14 protein-coding genes are annotated in these 18,387 nt (G+C 70.6%); 9 read left to right on the top strand and 5 right to left on the bottom strand.

Translation table 11 applies throughout. The features are described from left to right. Positions 1-368: 368 nt before the first annotated feature. From ABTX78_RS12765 to ABTX78_RS12750, 4 genes are all read right to left on the bottom strand, one after another. Positions 369-2,582, bottom strand: a complete 2,214-nt coding sequence (locus ABTX78_RS12765; RefSeq protein ID WP_352206856.1) for a heavy metal translocating P-type ATPase — start codon at positions 2,580-2,582, stop codon at positions 369-371. 144 nt (positions 2,583-2,726) lie between these two features. After that, on the bottom strand, positions 2,727-3,035 hold the full coding sequence (locus tag ABTX78_RS12760; protein WP_352206802.1) for a heavy-metal-associated domain-containing protein: 309 nt from the start codon (positions 3,033-3,035) through the stop codon (positions 2,727-2,729). 254 nt (positions 3,036-3,289) lie between these two features. Then, complete coding sequence (locus tag ABTX78_RS12755; protein ID WP_340473180.1) at positions 3,290-3,490, bottom strand: helix-turn-helix transcriptional regulator; 201 nt, start codon at positions 3,488-3,490, stop codon at positions 3,290-3,292. Between the two features lie 259 nt (positions 3,491-3,749). Next, a complete protein-coding gene (locus tag ABTX78_RS12750; RefSeq protein WP_352206801.1) occupies positions 3,750-4,661 on the bottom strand; it encodes a sugar phosphate isomerase/epimerase family protein in 912 nt (303 codons plus the stop codon). Between the two features lie 129 nt (positions 4,662-4,790). Between ABTX78_RS12750 and iolC the strand changes: the two genes are divergently transcribed. The 6 genes from iolC (at position 4,791) to ABTX78_RS12720 (ending at position 11,991) form a co-directional block, all read left to right on the top strand. Beyond that, on the top strand, positions 4,791-5,876 hold the full coding sequence (iolC, locus tag ABTX78_RS12745) for a 5-dehydro-2-deoxygluconokinase (protein ID WP_352206800.1): 1,086 nt from the start codon (positions 4,791-4,793) through the stop codon (positions 5,874-5,876). Further along, positions 5,873-6,757 (top strand): Cgl0159 family (beta/alpha)8-fold protein, encoded by an 885-nt coding sequence (locus ABTX78_RS12740; protein WP_352206799.1) that lies wholly within the window; start codon positions 5,873-5,875, stop codon positions 6,755-6,757. The genes iolC and ABTX78_RS12740 overlap by 4 nt, the downstream gene beginning before the upstream one ends. A 16-nt stretch (positions 6,758-6,773) precedes the next feature. Beyond that, positions 6,774-7,811: a 5-deoxy-glucuronate isomerase gene (iolB, locus tag ABTX78_RS12735; protein ID WP_352206798.1), complete on the top strand. Its 1,038-nt coding sequence runs from the start codon at positions 6,774-6,776 to the stop codon at positions 7,809-7,811. Next, on the top strand, positions 7,808-9,682 hold the full coding sequence (iolD, locus tag ABTX78_RS12730; protein WP_352206797.1) for a 3D-(3,5/4)-trihydroxycyclohexane-1,2-dione acylhydrolase (decyclizing): 1,875 nt from the start codon (positions 7,808-7,810) through the stop codon (positions 9,680-9,682). The genes iolB and iolD overlap by 4 nt, the downstream gene beginning before the upstream one ends. An 11-nt stretch (positions 9,683-9,693) precedes the next feature. After that, positions 9,694-11,193, top strand: coding sequence for a CoA-acylating methylmalonate-semialdehyde dehydrogenase (mmsA, locus tag ABTX78_RS12725; RefSeq protein ID WP_352206796.1), 1,500 nt, complete (start codon positions 9,694-9,696; stop codon positions 11,191-11,193). 219 nt (positions 11,194-11,412) lie between these two features. Further along, a complete protein-coding gene (locus tag ABTX78_RS12720) occupies positions 11,413-11,991 on the top strand; it encodes a DUF4291 domain-containing protein (protein WP_352206795.1) in 579 nt (192 codons plus the stop codon). Positions 11,992-12,062: 71 nt separating this feature from the next. Here the strand turns inward: ABTX78_RS12720 and ABTX78_RS12715 are convergent, their stop codons facing one another. Next, entirely contained in the window at positions 12,063-13,250 is a 1,188-nt protein-coding gene (locus tag ABTX78_RS12715) for a S8 family peptidase (protein ID WP_352206794.1), read from the bottom strand. Between the two features lie 122 nt (positions 13,251-13,372). On the opposite strand from ABTX78_RS12715, the gene ABTX78_RS12710 reads away from it, so the two are divergent. The 3 genes from ABTX78_RS12710 (at position 13,373) to ABTX78_RS12700 (ending at position 18,203) form a co-directional block, all read left to right on the top strand. Continuing rightward, entirely contained in the window at positions 13,373-14,353 is a 981-nt protein-coding gene (locus ABTX78_RS12710) for a class I SAM-dependent methyltransferase (protein ID WP_352206793.1), read from the top strand. A gap of 224 nt (positions 14,354-14,577) precedes the next feature. After that, a complete protein-coding gene (locus ABTX78_RS12705) occupies positions 14,578-17,349 on the top strand; it encodes an alpha/beta fold hydrolase (RefSeq protein WP_352206792.1) in 2,772 nt (923 codons plus the stop codon). Then, positions 17,346-18,203 (top strand): ABC transporter permease, encoded by an 858-nt coding sequence (locus ABTX78_RS12700; RefSeq protein ID WP_352206791.1) that lies wholly within the window; start codon positions 17,346-17,348, stop codon positions 18,201-18,203. Before ABTX78_RS12705 ends, ABTX78_RS12700 begins: the two co-directional genes overlap by 4 nt. The last annotated feature ends 184 nt before the right edge of the window (positions 18,204-18,387 follow it).

Genomic DNA, 18,387 nt, shown 5'->3' with positions numbered 1-18,387 from the left:
CCGGCCCCGTCGAGGCCCCGTACGTAACGGAAAGCGCCCCGCTGCCGATCCCCCCACGGGTCGGCGGGCGGGGCGCTTCCCATATCCCCGGAGCGGATTCCCCCCACGGGATCCGGCCGGGCGTCTCTGCCGGGTGAGCAGAAGTTCTTCGCGGTCTGCCGGGGTACGTACGCACGGGAGGGCCGCTCAAAGCTCCCCGGGCACGTGCCCCGGCCAACGCTTGCCTGAGACGTCCCCCAAGACATCCCATGAACGTCCCCCAAGACGTTCTCGGCATCGCCCATTCAGACTCGCGAGGAGCCTCAATGGTTACCCCTAAATATCTGTGATCTAGGTCTCTTTGTGAAGGTCTTGTGACCCACCTGTAGTCACCGGAAAGAGCGTAGCCGCAGGCTGTTGGTCACCACAAATACGGACGAAAAGGCCATGGTCAGACCAGCGATCATGGGGTTGAGCAGGCCAAACGCCGCGAGAGGCAGCGCGGCGAGGTTGTAGCCGAAGGCCCAGAAAAGATTGCCGATGATGGTGGCAAGAGTCCGACGGGCGAGACGGATGGCGTCGGCCGCGGTCCTCAGATCGCCCCGTACGAGCGTCAGGTCACCTGCCTCGATGGCGGCGTCCGTACCGGTGCCCATGGCCAGCCCGAGGTCCGCCGCGGCGAGGGCGGCCGCGTCGTTCACCCCGTCGCCGACCATGGCCACCCGGCGTCCCTGCGCCTGGAGGCGCCGGACCACCTCCACCTTCTCCTCGGGCATGACCTCGGCGTGCACCTCGTCGATGCCGACCTCGGCCGCGACCGCCTCGGCGACCGCCCGGCTGTCGCCCGTCAGCAGCACCGGCCTGAGGCCGAGGTCCCGCAGGCGGGCGACGGCCTCGGCGCTCGTGTCCCGGACCGTGTCGGCGACCGTGAGGGCCCCGAGCACCTTGCCGTCGCGGGCCGCGAAGACCGTTGTACGGCCGTCCGCCGCCACGGCGCACAGCGCGGGCGGCACTTCCACGCCGGCGTCCTCCAGCAGGCGGGCGCGGCCCACCAGGACGTCGTGTCCGTCGACCGTGCCGCGTACGCCGAGACCGGGAAGGTTCTCGAAGGACGACGGGACGGGCAGAGTGCCCACGCGTTCCGCGGCGCCCGCCGCGATCGCCCGGGCGACGGGGTGTTCGGAGGCGTGCTCCAGGGCCCCCGCGAGGCGCAGCAGCTCGTCCTCGGCCCCCTCGTCACCCGGTTCGGCGGGGTGGACGCCCTGGAGGCTCATCCGGCCGGTGGTCACCGTGCCCGTCTTGTCGAGGACGACGGTGTCGACGGTGCGGGTGGCCTCCAGGACCTCGGGGCCCTTGATGAGGATGCCGAGCTGCGCACCCCGCCCGATGCCGACCATCAGCGCGGTCGGCGTGGCCAGCCCGAGCGCACAGGGACAGGCGATGATCAGCACGGCCACGGCCGCGGTGAACGCGGCGGTCGGGCCCGCTCCGCTGCCGAGCCAGAACCCGAGGGTGAGCAGTGCGAGGACGATGACGACGGGAACGAAGACGGCCGAGATCCGGTCGGCCAGCCGCTGCACGTCCGCCTTGCCGCTCTGGGCGTCCTCCACGAGCTTGGCCAAGCGGGCCAGCCGGGTGTCCGCGCCGACCCGGGTGGCCTCGACGACGAGGCGGCCCCCGACGTTCACGCAGCCACCGGTGACGGGGTCGCCGGCCGCCACGTCCGCCGGCACCGACTCACCGGTCAGCAGGGAGGCGTCGATGGCGGACGCGCCCTCCACGACCGTGCCGTCGGTGGCGATCTTCTCGCCCGGGCGCACGAGGAAACGGTCACCGGTCGCCAGCCGGCCGATCGGTATCCGTGTCTCCGTGCCGTCGCGCAGCACGGCCACGTCCTTGGCGCCCAGTTCCATCAGGGCACGCAGTGCCGCGCCGGCCTTCCGCTTGGAGCGGGCCTCCAGATAGCGGCCGAGCAGGAGGAACGTCACCACACCGGCGGTGACTTCGAGATAGATGGTGGACGCGCCGTCGGTGCGCGAGGCGGTGAGGTCGAAGCCGTGCCGCATGCCCGGCATCCCGGCGTGACCGAGGAACAGGGCCCACAATGACCAGCCGAAGGCGGCCAGCGTGCCGAGGGAGACCAGGGTGTCCATGCTGGCGGCGCCGTGCCGCAGATTCGTCCAGGTGGCCCGGTGGAAGGGCAGCGCGCCCCAGACGGCGACCGGCGCCGCGAGCGTGAGCGAGAGCCACTGCCAGTTGTCGAACTGAAGGGCCGGAACCATCGCCATCAGGACCACCGGCACGGACAGCGCGGCGGAGACGACGAGGCGCTGCCGGAGCGCGGCCGACTCGGGGTCGCTCCGGAGGCTCTCGCCGCTGCCCGGGGTGTCGGCGTCGGACGAGCTCTCGGGTTCCGGTGCCGGGGGCGGCGGCTCCTCGGCTGTGTACCCGGTCTTCACGACGGTGGCGATGAGGTCGCTCACCTCCAGGTCCGGCGGGCAGGAGATCCGGGCCTTCTCCGTCGCGTAGTTGACCGTGGCCTCGACCCCCTCCATGCGGTTGAGCTTCTTCTCCACGCGAGCAGCGCAGGAGGCACAGGTCATCCCGCCGATGGTGAGTTCGACCTGGGTCGTGTGCACGGACGTTTCCACGGTGGGGACTCCAGACAACGGCGCCGGGCCGCGCCCGGACCAGTGTGCGACTGGTCGGGCCGGCCCGGCGGAAGACTGATCGAGCGGCCTGCGTGTTCAGGCGGGGCCGACGAACTCGTACCCGGCCTCGTCGACGGCGTCGCGCACGGCGGCCTCGTCCAGGGGCGCGTCGGAGGCGACGGTCACCTGGCCGGTCGCGGCGACGGCCTTGACGGAGGTGACGCCCGGGAGGGCGGAGATCTCGCCGGAGACGGCACCTTCGCAGTGGCCGCAGGTCATGCCGGTGACCTGATAGACCGCGGTGACGCCGCCGATCTGCACATCGGCCGCACCGCTGCCGCAGGCGCCGCCGCCGCAGCAGCCGGACGCGGGGGCGGTCGGGGAAGTCTCGGTCTCCGCGGTCATGTGGTTCTCCTCGGGGGCTTGAGAGGCGTGCTCAAGGTGTACCAGAGGCCCCCGGGGCTGCGGAGGCGATGGCACCTTCACCATACTATACCCCTAGGGGGTACTGAGGACGCGTTGCCCGCACCGTCGGCGCGCCCCTCCGCGGCCCGCGTCCGCCTCCATCGGCGCGTACGACGAAGTCCCGCACCCGGGCGGGGTGCGGGACGGGGGTGGCAGTCGATATCGGGGGGTCGGGGCGCCTGACCGGCGCGCGGTCAGTCGGTTCTGCGGCTCCTGTTTCCGGGGCGGTTGGCCACCCAGACGCGGATCGTGTCCGCGTACCAGTAGGGCTTGCCGGTCTCCACATGGTCGGGCGGAGGGAGAAGACCGTGCTTGCGATAGGAGCGGACCGTGTCCGGCTGCACCTTGATGTGTGCGGCGATCTCCTTGTATGACCAGAGTCTTCTGTCCGTCATCTGAGGGGCACCTCCCTGTGTGCGCGACAGCGGCGGCCGGGGGGCCGTCGGGGGAGCTGCCGCGCGGGCGCTGGTGATCACTGAGCCTGTGCCCGATGAACGACGGTGACTGGAGGGAAGAGTGGGGCTGTTGAGCGCCTGTGACGGAAAACCCGCGTAATGGAGACATGCGTGATGACCGTGCGACAACGGTGACAGAAGCGACGCCCCAGGGCCTGTCGTGCGGATCAGGCCGGAACCACGGGGCAGGCCCTGCCCTTCAGGCCCCGCACGAGCGCAGGAACCGGCGCGTGCGCCGGGCGATCGGGAAGGGCTTGTCCGGCGGGCACGGGTACATGTCCTGCTCGACGATGGCGAAGAGCTCCACGTCCAGGGCTTGTGCCGCGGCCAGTACGGGCTCCAGTGCGGGGACGCCGGACGGCGGTTCGCACATCACCCCCCGGCCGACGGCGGGGCCGAACGGAACCTCGTCGGCGACCACTTCGGCGAGGATGTCCGGATCCACCTGCTTCAGATGGAGGTAACCGATCCGCTCGCCGTAGGTCTCGATCAGCTTCACACTGTCACCGCCGCAGTAGGCGTAGTGCCCGGTGTCCAGACAGAGCGAGACGAGGGCGGGGTCGGTCGCGTCGAGGAAGCGGCCGACGTTCTCCTCGCTGTCGACATGGGTGTCCGCGTGCGGATGGACGACGATCTTCAGTCCGTAGCGCTCGCGCACCTCGTGGCCCAGCCGTTCGGTCTGGGCGGTCAGATCGCGCCATTGCTCCGGAGTGAGCGTGCGGTCCTCCAGCACCTCGCCGGTCTTGTCGTCCCGCCAGAACGAGGGGATGACGACCAGGTGTTCGGCGCCCATGGCGCGGGTGAGTGCGGCGATGTCCGAGACGTGTGCCCAGGTCTTCTCCCAGACGGACGGCCCGCGGTGCAGCCCGGTGAAGACCGTGCCCGCCGAGACCTTCAGACCCCGGCGGGTGGTCTCCTCGGCGAGACGGGCGGGGTCGCTGGGCAGATAGCCGTAGGGCCCGAGCTCGATCCACTCGTAGCCGGCGTCGGCCACCTCGTCGAGGAAGCGCTGCCAGGGGACCTGCTGGGGATCGTCGGGGAACCACACCCCCCAGGAATCGGGGGCCGATCCGACCCGGATGCGGTTCAGGGAGGGTACGGAGGAGGTCATGCGGCCGAGCTTTCCGGCCGCCTCGGAAGAGTGTCAAGCCTTCGTCCGAATGTCAGGACAAAATGTTGACAGGGCTCAGGAGGGAGCATTAGACCTGGGGACAGCCGGCGTCGAAGTGAAGGGACGCGCATGCCTCAGCCGTACGACGTGATCACGATGGGACGGATCGGGGTGGACCTCTATCCGCTGCAAACCGGGGTCCCGCTGGCACAGGTCGACACGTTCGGGAAGTTCCTCGGGGGCTCGGCGAGCAATGTCGCCGTCGGCGCGGCCCGGCTCGGCCGGAGGACGGCGGTGATCACGCGAACCGGCCAGGACGCGTTCGGGGACTATCTGCACCAGGCCCTCCGCGAGTTCGGCGTCGACGACCGCTGGGTGACGCCGGTGGCCGCCCACCCGACACCGGTGACCTTCTGCGAGATCTTCCCGCCGGACCACTTCCCCCTCTACTTCTACCGGCAGCCCACAGCGCCCGACCTGGAGATCCACGAGAGCGAACTCGACCTGGCGGCGATCCGCGAGGCGCGCGTGTTCTGGATGACCGGCACCGGCCTGTGCACGGAGCCCAGCCGGGGCGCCACACTCGCCGCCCTCGCCCACCGCGACCGGGCCGGCATCACGGTCTTCGACCTGGACTGGCGGCCGATGTTCTGGACGGACCCGGACGAGGCCCGGCCGTACTACCGCGAGGCCCTGACCCACGCCACCGTCGCCGTCGGCAATCTCGACGAGTGCGAGATCGCGACCGGCGAGCGCGAACCGGACGCGGCAGCCCGCGCCCTGCTCGCCGCCGGGGTGGAACTGGCCGTCGTCAAACAGGGCCCCAAGGGGGTCCTCGCCCTGCACCGCGACGGTACCCGCGCCGAGGTCCCGCCCGTCCCGGTGGAGGTGGTCAACGGGCTGGGCGCGGGCGACGCCTTCGGCGGGGCGCTGTGCCACGGGCTGCTCTCCGACCGGCCGTTGGAGCAGATCATGCGGTACGCGAACGCCGCCGGGGCGATCGTCGCGGCCCGGCTCGCCTGCTCCAGCGCGATGCCGTACGCCTCCGAGGTCGACCAGGTCCTGGCCGGAGGCTCCGTACCGCCGTCGCCCACACCGCCGCCGAGCGCGCCGGAGAACCCGCCGGGCACGCTCACCGCGCCGCCCTCCGACACCGCGCCGCGGACGCCGCCACCGCCCCCGCCGGCCCCTCACTCGCCCGGAGCCGCTTCGTGAGCCGTGTCGACATCGCCGAGCTCGTCGGGATCCGCACCCGGCATCCGGAGGCCGTCGCCGAGGCCGCCGCGCGCCGGCGCAGACGGCCACGGCTCATCGGTGACAGCGGACGGCTGATGATCATCGCCGCCGACCACCCGGCCCGCGGCGCGCTCGCCGTCGGTGACAGCCGTCTCGCCATGGCCAACCGCCTCGAACTGCTGGAACGGCTCTGCCTCGCCCTCTCCCGGCCCGGTGTCGACGGAGTCCTCGCCACCGCCGACATACTCGACGACCTCCTGCTGCTCGGCGCGCTCGACGAGAAGGTGGTCATCGGGTCCATGAACCGCGGGGGACTCGCCGGCGCCTCCTTCGAACTCGACGACCGCTTCACCGGCTACCGCGCCCAGGACCTGGACCGGCTCGGCTTCGACGCGGGCAAGCTGCTGCTGCGCATCGACTACCGGGACCCGGCCTCCCTCGACACGCTGCACGCCACCGCGCGCACCGTGGACGAGATGGCCGAGCGTCAGCTTCCCGTCTTCGTCGAGCCGTTCATATGTCACCGGACCGACGGACAACTCCGCAACGATCTCAGCGCCGACGCGGTCACCCGGTCGATCGCCATCGCCTCGGGACTCGCCGGCACCTCCGCGTACACCTGGCTGAAGGTCCCCGTCACCGACAACCCCGACGACATGGCGTCGGTGATGGAAACCTCCACGCTTCCGGCGGTCCTCCTCGGAGGGGAGATCGGCGACGATCAGCACGGCGCCTACGAGAAATGGCGTGGTGCGCTGCAACTGCCCACCGTGCAGGGTCTGGTGGTGGGACGCTCGCTGCTCTACCCGGTCGACGGGGACGTCGCCGGAGCGGTCGATACGGCCGTAGGACTGCTGTAGGGGGTACGGAGAGGTCATGAGCGCCGACAAGTTGCAGGAGCTTCACGTACCGGCGGGCAGCGCGGCCAGTGGGCCGTACGCCCTCCGCGTCGACCCCGAGCAGGCCGGCTGGGGGTATTCCGGCCTGCGGGTGCTGGAGCTGGAGCCGGGCGGCTCGCACACGCTCGACACCGGGGACAGCGAGTGGATCGTGCTGCCGCTCAGCGGTGGCTGCACGGTGTACACACAAGGCGAGTTCTTCGAACTGCAGGGCAGAGAGAGCGTCTTCGGCGGAGTGAGCGACTTCGCCTATGTGCCGCGCGATGCCCATGCCCAGATCGCCTCCGGTGCGGGAGGCCGCTTCGCCCTGGCAGGAGCGAAGTGCGAGCGACGACTCCCCGCTCGCTACGGCCCCGCGCCGGAGGTACCGGTCGAGCTGCGCGGCTCCGGCACGTGCTCGCGGCAGGTCAACAACTTCGCCGCCGCCGACACGTTCGGGTGCGACAAGCTGATCGCCGTCGAGGTGCTCACGCCCGGCGGAAACTGGTCCTCCTACCCGCCGCACAAGCACGACGAGCACCGGCCCGGAGCCGAGTCCGAGCTGGAGGAGATCTACTACTTCGAGATCGAACAGGGCGGCGTCGGCTACCACCGTGTCTCGCCGTCCCGGCCCGGCGGGGCCGACGTACTCGCCGAGGTGCGCACCGGGGACGCCGTCCTCATCCCGGACGGCTGGCACGGTCCGTCCATCGCCGCGCCCGGGCGGCACATGTACTACTTGAATGTGATGGCGGGGCCCGGCGCGGACCGCGAATGGCTGATCCGCGACCATCCGGACCACAGCTGGATCCGCGACACCTGGCCGACGCAGCCGGTGGATTCCCGGCTGCCGCTGTACGGAACGGGGACCCGGGCGGGAACCGAACCCGGTGCGGCAGGCACAGGAACCGGGACCGGAACCGGGACCGGAACCGGAGCAGCGACAGGAACCGGACCCGGAACCGGAGCAGCGACAGGAACCGAGCCCGGAACCGGACCGGGACCCGGAGCCGGACCCGAGGGAGGCCACCGATGAGCACCCGCCGCCTCACCGTCGCCCAGGCGCTCGTCGCCTTCCTGTCCCGCCAGTACACCGAGCGGGACGGCCGCCGTACGCGTCTGATCAACGCGACCTGGGGCATCTTCGGTCACGGCAACGTGGCCGGCCTGGGGCAGGCGCTCCTGGAGTCCGGCCCGGAGATGCCCTACATCCAGGGCCGCAACGAACAGGCCATGGTGCACGCCGCCGTCGGCTACGCCCGCCAGTCCCGGCGGTTGTCCGCACAGGCGGTCACGACCTCCATCGGTCCGGGCGCCACCAACCTCGTCACCGGCGCGGCGCTCGCCACCATCAACCGGCTGCCGGTCCTCCTGCTGCCCGGCGACGTCTTCGCGACCCGCCCGGCCGACCCGGTCCTGCAACAGCTCGAAGTCCCCTACGCCGGCGATGTGTCGGTCAACGACGCGCTGCGGCCCGTCTCCCGCTTCTTCGACCGCGTCATGCGGCCCGAGGCGCTGATCCCCGCGGCGCTGCAGGCCATGCGCGTCCTCGCCGACCCCGCAGAGACGGGCGCGGTGACGCTGGCCCTGCCCCAGGACGTGCAGGCCGAGGCGTACGACTGGCCAGAGGACTTCTTCGCCGAGCGCGTCTGGCAGGTGAGCCGCCCGCGGCCCGACCTGACGGCGCTCGACGCCGCCCGGCGGGCCGTCGCCTCGGCCCGGCGTCCGCTGCTGGTCGTCGGTGGCGGTGTCCGTCACAGCGAGGCGGAGGGCGCGCTGCGCGCCTTCGCCGACGCGACCCGTATCCCGGTCGCCTCCACGCAGGCCGGCAAGGGCTCGCTGCCGTACGACCACCCCGCCGACGTCGGCGGCATCGGTCACACCGGGACGGCGACGGCGGACGAACTCGCCTGCACCGCCGACCTGGTGATCGGCGTCGGCACCCGGTGGTCGGACTTCACCACCGCCTCATCGACCCTGTTCCAGAACCCGTCCGTCCGCTTCCTGAACATCAACATCACCTCGTTCGACGCCCACAAGATGGCGGGCCTGTCCCTGGTCGCCGACGCGCGGGCCGCGCTGGAGGAACTCGCCGGCGCGCTGGGCCCGGCCTTCCGCGTCGAGCCCGCGTACGAGACGGAGTACGCCGACGACAAGGAGCGGTGGGAGCACCGCGTCGACGCCTCCTACGAGGGCGACGACGACACCCGGCCCACCCAGCCCCAGGTGCTCGGCGTGCTCGACGCGCTGGTCACCGAGGACGACATCGTGATCAACGCGGCCGGTTCGCTCCCCGGCGACCTGCACAAACTCTGGCGCACCCGCTCGGCCGACCAGTACCACGTCGAGTACGGCTACTCCTGCATGGGATACGAGATCCCCGCGGCCATCGGCGTCGGCATGGCCGCGCCCGGGCGTCCCGTCTGGGCGCTGGTAGGCGACGGTACGTATCTGATGAATCCCACTGAAATCGTCACGGCGGTCCAGGAGAACATCCCGATCAAGGTGATCATCCTGCAGAACCACGGATACGCCTCCATCGGCGGTCTCTCCGAGTCGGTCGGCTCCGAGCGGTTCGGCACGGCCTACCGCCACCGCGCGCCGGACGGCACGTACACCGGCGACCCTCTGCCGGTCGACCTGGCCGCCAACGCCGCCGCGCTCGGGCTGCGCGTCATCCGCGCCAAGACCGTGCGTGACCTGCGTGAAGCGCTGGCGGAGGCGCGGGCGGCCGACGTCCCCACAGGTGTCTACATCGAGACCGAAACGGCAGACACTGTGTCGGGCGCGCCTCCGGCGCAGGCGTGGTGGGATGTTCCGGTGGCCGCGACCGCGACCCGCCCGTCGGCGGTCAAGGCCCGGGAGGAGTACGACCGGCAAGTCGCAGCCCGACGCCGCCATCTGTGAAGGAGCTCGAAATGAAGACCGTCAACCACTGGATCGGTGGCAAGACCGTCGAGGGCGCGTCCGGCAACTGGGGACCGGTCACCGACCCGGCGACCGGCGCCGTCACCACCCAGGTGGCACTGGCCTCCGCCGAGGAGGTCGGCGCGGCCGTGTCGGCGGCGAAGGAGGCCTTCGCGACCTGGGGCACGGCCTCACTGTCGCAGCGCACCGCGATCCTGTTCCGTTACCGCGCGCTCCTGGACGCCCGCCGCGACGACATCGCCGCGCTGATCACCGCGGAGCACGGCAAGGTCCACTCCGACGCGCTGGGCGAGGTCGCCCGCGGTCTGGAGATCGTGGAACTCGCCTGCGGCATCACCACCCAGCTCAAGGGCGAACTGTCCACCCAGGTGTCCAACCGGGTCGACGTCGCCGCGATCCGCCAGCCCCTCGGCGTCGTAGCGGGCATCACGCCGTTCAACTTCCCGGCGATGGTGCCGATGTGGATGTTCCCGCTGGCGATCGCCTGCGGAAACACCTTCGTCCTCAAGCCGAGCGAGAAGGACCCCTCGGCCGCCATGCTGCTGGCCGAGCTCGCCGCGGAGGCCGGACTGCCCGACGGCGTGCTCAACGTCGTCCACGGCGACAAGGTCGCGGTCGACGCGCTGCTGGAGCACCCGGACGTCAGCGCGGTCTCCTTCGTCGGCTCGACCCCCATCGCCCGCTACATCCACACCACGGCCTCCGCCAACGGCAAGCGGGTTCAGGCGCTGGGCGGCGCGAAGAACCACATGCTGGTCCTGCCGGACGCCGACCTGGACGCGGCGGCGGACGCCGCCGTCTCGGCCGCGTACGGCTCGGCGGGCGAGCGCTGCATGGCGATCTCCGCGGTCGTGGCGGTCAGCTCCATCGCGGACGAACTGGTGGACAAGATCCGCGAGCGCGCCGAGAAGATCAAGATCGGCCCGGGCAACGACCCCACGTCCGAGATGGGCCCGCTGATCACCAAGACCCACCGGGACAAGGTGGCTTCCTACGTCGAGGGCGCGGCCGCCCAGGGCGCCGAGGTGGTGCTCGACGGCACGGGCTACTCCGTCGACGGCTTCGAGGACGGGCACTGGATCGGCCTGTCGCTGCTCGACAAGGTCTCCACGGACTCCGACGCCTACCGCGACGAGATCTTCGGCCCGGTGCTGTGCGTGCTGCGCGCGGAGACGTACGAGGACGGTGTGGACCTCATCAACGCCTCTCCCTACGGCAACGGCACCGCGATCTTCACCCGCGACGGCGGAGCGGCCCGCCGCTTCCAGCTGGAGATCCAGGCGGGCATGGTCGGCGTGAACGTCCCGATCCCGGTCCCCGTCGGCTACCACTCCTTCGGCGGCTGGAAGGACTCGCTCTTCGGCGACCACCACATCTACGGCAACGACGGCGTGCACTTCTACACCCGCGGCAAGGTGGTCACGACCCGCTGGCCGGACCCGTCGGAGGCGCCGGTGGGCGTGGACCTGGGCTTCCCGCGCAACCACTGATTTCGCTCACGGCAGGGTGTCTCCCCGGCCGGCGGCAGGTGCTCCCCGGCCCGTACGGAACCTCTTCCGTACGGGCCGGAGCCATGACCGGGACGCGGGCGTTGGCCTTGGCCGGGCGTTGGCGTCGCGCGGGGCGGGCGTTGGCGTTGGCGTGACCGTCGCGTGGGCGGAGCCGTAAATCAGTGGTCCGTGGTCGGAGCCGGCCGCACGCTGATGTGCATGCACGAGCCCGCGCGCCGCATCCGAGCGCTCCACACCGCCTCGACGATCACCGTCTACCAGGCCTACTCACCCACCATCGGCGTTCCCGCGGCACGGGACGGGCGCTTTCCGGCGACCTGGAAGCGCGACCGCATGACATGGATCAAGCCGTCGTTCCTGTGGATGATGTACCGCTGCGGCTGGGGCCTGAAAGAAGGTCAGGAGATCGTCCTCGCCGTCGAGATCGTTCGTGACGGTTTCGACTGGGCCCTGGAGAACTCCTGCCTCTCGCACTACGACAGAGATGTGCACGCCGACCGCCCCTCCTGGAAGCGGGAGTTGAAGAGCTCACCGGCCAGGGTGCAGTGGGATCCCGAGCGCGATCTGCACCAGCGGCCGCTGCCGTGCCGTTCGCTCCAGCTGGGACTCGCGGGGGAGGCGTCGCGCCGTTACGCGGACGAGTGGACCGCCTCCATCACCGACGTCACTCCGATCGCCCATCGGATCCACGCCCTGGTCCGCCAGGGTGACCTGGACACCGCCCGCAGCCTGCTGCCCGACGAGCGTCCCTATTCCCATCCGGGCGACGCGGCATGAGGAAGCCCCCGGGGCGTGGCGGCACCTGCCGCGTCCCGGGGGCCTTCATCTGCTCGGCGTCCGTGAACGGACTAGAACAGCGAGTACAGCAGCTTGTTCGGCGAACCGGTCCTCGGGTCCTGGACCTTGTTGTTCGTGGCGTTGTTCACCAGGGCGTCCCGCACCTGCGCCGGGGTCGCTGTGGTGTGGGTCGCCAGATAGAGCGCCGCGACGCCCGCCGTGTGCGGCGCGGCCATCGAGGTGCCCGAGATCGTGCTGGTGGCGGTGTCGTTCGTCCGCCACGCCGATGTGATGTTCACACCCGGCGCGAACAGGTCCAGGCAGGTGCCGAAGTTGGAGAACGAGGCCCGGCGGTCCGTGTTGTCCGTCGCGCCGACCGTGATCGCCTCGGGAACGCGGGCGGGGGAGGAGTTGCACGCGTTCTGCGGAATGCCGAGGAAGTTGCCGTTGCCCGCGGCTACGGCGAAGCTCACGCCGGAGGCGATGGACTTCTTCACCGCGTTGTCCAGCGAGGTGTTGGCCCCGCCACCCAGGCTCATGTTGGCCACCGCCGGTTTCGTGGCGTTGGCGGTCACCCAGTCGACGCCCGCGATGACACCGGCCGTGGTGCCGGAGCCGTTGCAGTCCAGGACGCGTACGGCGATGAGCTTGACGCCCTTGGCGACGCCGTAGGTCTTGCCACCGACCGTGCCCGCGACATGAGTGCCATGTCCCTGACAGTCTTGACCGTTCTGACCGCCGCCCACCGTGTCCGTGCCGACGCTCGCCCGGCCGCCGAACTCGCTGTGGGACGTACGGATTCCGGTGTCGATGATGTAGGCGTTCACGTTCGACGCCGGCGTGTTGTGGGTGTACGACTTCGACAGCGGCAGATCCCGCTGGTCGATGCGGTCGAGGCCCCAGGTCGGGTTCGTCTGGGTTTCGTTGAGGCGAATCGTTTCGTTCTGCTCGACGTACTTCACCCGCGGGTCGGCGGCGAGCTTCGCAGCCTTCGCGTCGGACATCGTCGTGGAGAAGCCCGCGAGGGCGCTGCGATAGGTGTGCTGGGGCGTGACGCCGAAGTCCGCGGCACGCGTCGAACCGTCCTTCAGGACGACGATCCAGCTATTGGCGACGGCAGTTGAGGAAGGAGCGAGACGGAGGTCGCCTATCGTCGCGCTCTGCGCGGTGGGGGAGGCGGCGAACTGGAGACCGGCCGCAAGTGCGACTGCGGGTATCAGCGCACCGTAACGGCGGGTGGGGGTTCTCATCTCGTGCACCTGACCTTTCGTTGACCGGGAGACGGGCAAGTACGGGTGTGCATGGTGCCAGGGGATGCGGACGCGCTGACCAGCGTCTCGTGACGTGACGTACGACACAAGAGAGCGTCACCATGGTTCGTATGACGGACGCACACATTGTGAACACCCATCAGGCAGAGGCGTGGAACGGCTACGAGGGTCGGCACTGGGCGGACAACCCGTCCCGCTACGACAGCCTCAACGACTCCGCCAACTCCCCGCTCCTCGAAGCGGCCCGGATCACCGCCTCCGACTCCGTCCTCGACATCGGCTGCGGCAACGGCCAACTCACCCGTATCGCCGCAGGCCACGCCGCACATGCTCTCGGTGTCGACCTCTCCGGACCCATGCTGGAAACCGCCCGCGCCAAAGCCGCCGAAGAGGGCATCGACAACGTCTCCTTCCTCCGCGCCGACGCCCAGGTGCACCCCTTCCAAAACGCCTCATTCGACGTCGCCCTCAGCCGCTTCGGCGTCATGTTCTTCGCCGATCCCGTCGCCGCTTTCGCCAACGTCGGACGTGCTCTGCGCCCCGGTGGGCGGCTCGCCTTCGTCTGTCCACAGGCATTCCGGCACATGGGCCAGTACAAGATCTTCACAGCGGTAGCGACCCAGGTGACCCTGCCCGACCTGTCCGGTGACGACCGAACCGGGCCCGCCTCCTTCGCCGACCCCACCCGCACGACCGGCATCCTGCGCGACGCCGGTTACGAGAACGCCACCGCGACGGAACTCGAGGTCCCTCAGCGGTGGGGCAAGGACGCCGAGGACGCCACCGCCTTCCTCTTCGGCTGGGGCCCGATGCGCCACTGGCTGCGCGACGCCGATCCCGACGCGGTGGCGCGGGCCCGCGCGGCCGCCACCGAGGCGTTCCGCCCGTTCGAGACCAAGGGGGGCGAGGGCAACGGCGATGGCGATGGCAATGGCTGGAGCAAGGAGGAAGGCGATGGCGATGGCGATGGCTGGAGCAAGGGAGAAGGCGAGGGCGGGAGGGAGAACACGAGGCAGAACAAGAGGGAGAGCGAGAGCGGTGTCGTGCTCACGGCGCGCCTGTGGCTGGTGAAGGCCACCTGGCCCGGCTGAGCGGAGCCGGCGGGAGGAGGTCCGGAGGGAGAGGGCTGGTGTTGATGCGGGTGGCGGTGCGAGCGCGGGTGGCGGTCCCGGGCGACAGGCCGACCCTTACCCGCACGGCCCACGCATACCGCGGCTGGTGTACGCGTAACGCTCCACCTACTACTCGGGGATGCCAACCACTTCCCCCTGGCGGCAGCAGAGAGCCCATAGCCATTCCGTTTAGGGTTTCAACCATGCAGATCCGACTTCCCCGGCCGCGCGGCCGATGGCTCGCAGGCGGCGCTGCCCTGGCCGTCCTCGCCGGCGCGGGCACCTGGACCGCGGTCGCGGACGACAGCACCCCGCCCGTGCACCGGCAGGACAAGGTGCAGGCCATGCCCGGGGCGAAGATCGACACCTCCTACTTCACCACCGGTGGCAGCGAACGACGTCCTGCCGTTCTCCTCGGACACGGCTTCGGCGGCAGCAAGGACGACGTCCGCGCCCAGGCGGAGAAGCTCGCCCGCGACGGCTACGCCGTGATGACCTGGTCGGCCCGGGGATTCGGCGAATCCACCGGACAGATCGGCCTCAACGACCCCGACCACGAGGTCAAGGACGTCTCCCGGCTGATCGACGACCTCGCCGCCCGCCCTGAGGTGCAGCTGGACGCCGACGGCGACCCGCGCGTCGGAGTCGCCGGCGCCTCCTACGGCGGTGCCATCTCCCTCCTCGCCGCCGGATACGACAAGCGCGTCGACGCCATCGCCCCGGCGATCTCCTACTGGAACCTCTCCGACGCCCTCTTCCCGAACGGCGTCTTCAAGAAGCTCTGGGCAGGCATCTTCTTCTCCACCGGCTCGGCAGGCGGCAACCCCGCCGGCCCCTCCAGCGACGCACCGGCCGACACCCCCGCCGGTGACGCGCCGGCCGGGGCCGGATCCGGCCCCGCAGGATCGGGCGGCAACAGCGCCCCCGGAACCGCGGCAGGCCCGGCGAACCCCGGCGCCTGTGGGCGCTTCCAGCCCGCCCTCTGCGCGATGTACGAGCGCGTCGCCGTCGCCGGCAAGCCCGACGCCGCCGCCGAGCAGCTCCTCGAACGCCGCAGCCCCTCTGCTGTCGGCCACCGCATCAAGGTGCCCACCCTGATCTTCCAGGGCCAGTCCGACTCGCTCTTCCCGCTCGGTCACGCCGACGCCATGGCTCAGCAGATCAAGGCCAACGGTGCGCCCGTCTCCGTCGACTGGATCGCCGGCGGACACGACGGCGGCGACCGCGAGACTGCCCGGATCGAGAGCCGCATCAGCTCCTGGTTCGACCGCTACCTCGGCCAGGACAAGAACGCCGACACCGGACCCGCCTTCCGCGTCAGCCGCACCGGAGGTGTCGATTCCACCGACGGCCAGGCTCTGCTGCGCGGCGCGACCGGCAACCGCTATCCGGGCCTGGAGAGCGGCGTCCGGCCGATCCCGCTCACAGGCCGCGAGCAGACCTTCTCCAACCCGGCCGGCGCCACTCCGCCCGCCATCTCCGCCGTCCCCGGTATCAGTGGTGGCATCAACCAGCTCTCCTCCCTCGGAGTCGGACTCTCCCTCGACTTCCCCGGCCAGTTCGCACGCTTCGAATCACGCCCCCTCGAGCAGTCCCTGCGGATCACCGGCTCCCCGACGGTCCGCGTCAACGTCACCTCCTCCAACGGCGACGCGGTGCTGTTCGGGAAGGTCTACGACGTAGGCCCAGACGGCCGCGAACAGGTTCTGCCCTCCCAGCTCGTCGCCCCTGTCCGTATCGACGGCGCCCAGCAGGGCAAGAACGTCTCCCTGACCCTGCCTGCCGTGGACCACGAGGTCGACGCCGGACATCGGCTGCGTCTCGTGCTCTCCGCCACCGACCTCGCGTACGCGTCTCCGCCGAAACCCGCGACCTACACCGTCGCCCTCGCCGACGGCACGGCGCTCTCGGTACCCACCGCTCCGGCCGTGAAGACCCAGGCCGCGGGTCTGCCGTGGTGGACCTGGGGCCTCCCGGCCGCCAGCGCACTCGTGGCAGCCGCGCTGCTGTTCACCGCCCGCCGCCGCGTCGCCGCCCCGGCACCGGACCCCGACCTCGCCGCCGTCCCGCTGGAGATCACCGGGCTCACCAAGCGTTACTCCAAGTCCTCCGACCGCTACGCCGTGCAGGACCTCTCCTTCCGTGTCGAGAAGGGGCAGGTACTCGGCCTCCTCGGACCGAACGGCGCGGGCAAGACGACCACGCTGCGCATGCTCATGGGGCTCATCCGTCCCGATGCCGGTGAGATCCGCGTCTTCGGCCAAGCCATCCGCCCGGGCGCGCCCGTCCTCTCCCGGGTCGGCGCGTTCGTCGAAGGGGCGGGCTTCCTTCCGCATCTGTCGGGCCGCGACAACCTGGAGCTCTACTGGCGGGCCACCGGCCGCCCCTCCGAGGACGCGCACATCGAGGACGCCCTCAAGATCGCCGGACTCGGTGACGCCCTCGCCCGTGCGGTACGCACCTACTCGCAAGGCATGCGGCAGCGTCTCGCCATCGCCCAGGCCATGCTCGGTCTGCCGGATCTGCTGATCCTCGACGAGCCGACCAACGGGCTCGACCCGCCGCAGATCCGCGAAATGCGGGACGTGATGATCCGGTACGCCGCCGGAGGCCGCACGGTCATCGTCTCCAGTCACCTCCTTTCCGAGGTCGAGCAGACCTGCACCCATCTGGTGGTCATGGACCGCGGCCGGCTGGTGCAGGCAGGACAGGTCGCGGAGATCACGGGCGAGGGCGACACCCTGCTGGTCACCACCAGCACCGAGGTGTCCGATCCGGTGATCGAGAAGATCGGCGCCCTGGCAGGGATCGACTCCGCCGTTCGTGTGGACGAAGGACTGCTCGTCCGACTGGACGGAGCAAGCGCCACGTCGATGATCAGCGAACTCGTCCGGCTGGATGTGCCGTTGACCGGAGTGGGCCCGCACCGCCGCCTGGAGGATGCCTTCCTCACCCTGATCGGAGGTTCCGCATGAGCACGCTGGTCGACTCGGCCCCCGGATACCGGGCGCGGCACACCCTGCCGCTGCGCGTCGAGGCTGTGCGGCAGCTGAAGCGCAGGCGGACCATGGTGATGGCCGCGATCCTGGGGGCACTGCCCCTCGTACTGATCATCGCCTTCGCCATTGGCGGCACCCCGGACGGCGATGAGGGTGGTCGGATCACCCTCATCGACACGGCCACCGCCTCGGCCGCGAACTTTGCCGCCACCTGTCTCTTCGTCTCGGCCGGCTTCCTGCTGGTGGTACCGGTCGCGCTCTTCCACGGCGACACCGTGGCGTCGGAGGCGAGCTGGTCGTCCCTGCGCTACCTGCTGGCCGCGCCCGTGCCGCGCTCCCGATTGCTGTGGTCGAAACTGGCGGTGGCGCTCGGCTTCAGCGCGGCAGCGATGGTGCTGCTGCCGCTCGTCGCCCTGATCGCGGGCACGATCGCCTACGGCTGGGGTCCGCTGGCACTGCCCACGGGGGGATCCCTCGCCACGGGCGACACCGTGCCCCGGCTGGCCCTCGTCGTCGCCTTCATCTTTGTCTCCCAACTCGTCACTGCGGGGCTTGCCTTCTGGCTGTCCACCAAGACTGACGCCCCTCTGGGCGCGGTCGGCGGAGCGGTCGGTCTGACAATCGTCGGAAATGTGCTGGACGCGGTCACCGCGCTCGGCTCGTGGCGCGATGTGCTGCCGGCGCACTGGCAGTTCGCCTGGATCGACGCTCTCCAGCCGCAGCTGGAGTGGGGCGGCATGGTCAAGGGGGCAGCGGTATCGGTGACCTATGCGCTGGTGCTGTTCGCGCTTGCCTTCCGGAACTTCTCCCGGAAGGACATCGTGTCGTAGCCGAGCCGAGCCGAGCCGAGCCGAGCCGAGCCGAGCCGAGCCGAGACGAGCCGAGCCGAGCCGAGACGAGACGGGGCGTCAGCGTGGGTGGCCGCGCGTCGGCTTGGCCGGCATGGTCGCACCGGGCCTGGTGTCGTCCCGCCGGACGTGATCCGACGTGACCTCTTGGCCCGCCAGGTCTCGT

The organism is Streptomyces sp. NPDC096193 (assembly GCF_040302905.1).
Taxonomy (GTDB): domain Bacteria; phylum Actinomycetota; class Actinomycetes; order Streptomycetales; family Streptomycetaceae; genus Streptomyces.
Note: the sequence above shows the minus strand (reverse complement) of the source record. Positions and strands in the feature narration are given on the sequence as shown.